The 1,223-nt window shown below is 36.8% G+C and carries 1 protein-coding gene; it reads right to left on the bottom strand.

Translation table 11 applies throughout. The annotated features are described in order from the left end of the window. Window positions 1-1,205 (bottom strand): DNA (cytosine-5-)-methyltransferase (dcm, locus tag BAZSYMA_RS06505; protein ID WP_143243128.1); only part of this gene is annotated, 1,205 nt, incomplete at its 3' end. Between the last annotated feature and the right edge of the window lie 18 nt (window positions 1,206-1,223).

Raw genomic sequence — 1,223 nt, forward strand, 5'->3', positions numbered from 1 at the left:
ATTAATATTTTTTCTTCTTCTTTTTTATCAATCAAAGCATCTTTTAATTTATCAAAAATAATCTGAATAACTTTGCTGTTTACTGCGTTTCCAATGCAGGCATACCTTTGTGCATCTGATATAACTTCATTGTTCTTGCCAAATTTAGTATGTCCATCGGGAATATCTTGCAATCTTTCACACTCAATTGGCGTTAATCTTCTAACTCTATTCTTTATCAGGTACAGCTCTGTATTTGTGCCTATCTCATTACTGCCTTTAGACTTGAGTGTTACTCCAATGCCATAAGGATCATAAACTCTAGCGTCCTGAATTAAGCTAGATTTTGTTAATTGGACGATATGATTTGCATGTTTTTTTGTTAACGCATAACAAATACCATTGTTTCTTGAAAGTAGCCCTAGACTGCCACCCATCTCGTTACTGTCTTTGGCTGTAAACACCCTCTCTGAATGAAAAATTTTCAGTCCCTCTCCTTTATTCGTAGTAAGTGTAGGTGCAAGAGTGGCAGAACTATAAACATTACCGTTCATACCAGTACCAGACGGATTGGTATTACCTATGACTTTCGGTTTCCTGCCTTCAGCAACTTTTGAGCCTGAGTAGCGGATAGGTAATATTTTTTTTCCACTTTGGTCGTAGGCTCTAGAATATCCCACAATGAACACTCTATTTCGATCTTGCGGTGTTCCATGATGTTTGCAGTTAAGCACCTGCCACTGGACATCGTACCAAAGTTCATCCAATGTTTTGATAATGACTCCAAAGGTTCGCCCTTCATCGTGTGACAACAATCCTTGGACATTTTCAAGTACAAACACTTTTGGGCGTTTTGCTCTAAGAATTCTGACAATGTCAAAAAATAATGTTCCTCTTGTGTCATTGAACCCCTGTCTTTTTCCTGACAACGAGAATGGCTGACAAGGGAATCCTGCAACCAGGCAATCAAATTCTGGCAACTCGTTTTCGTTAATTTCTGTAACATCTTTGTAATCCTTGTGACTTTTAAAAACTCTTTGATAAATTGATTTTGCATAAGGGTTTGTTTCACTAAACCCTACACATTTAGCATAAGGCATTGATTGCTGAATGCCTAATTCAAATCCACCAATGCCTGAAAATAAAGAAAGATAAGTAAAAATATCTTTTTGTTTTTTATTTTTTGGTGCTCTGGTAAGACAGATTTTTGTGCTATTATTCATCATCGTGTCGTTGCCTCAAAC

Source organism: Bathymodiolus azoricus thioautotrophic gill symbiont, assembly GCF_001298715.1.
In the GTDB taxonomy this organism is placed as follows: Bacteria; Pseudomonadota; Gammaproteobacteria; order PS1; family Pseudothioglobaceae; genus Thiodubiliella.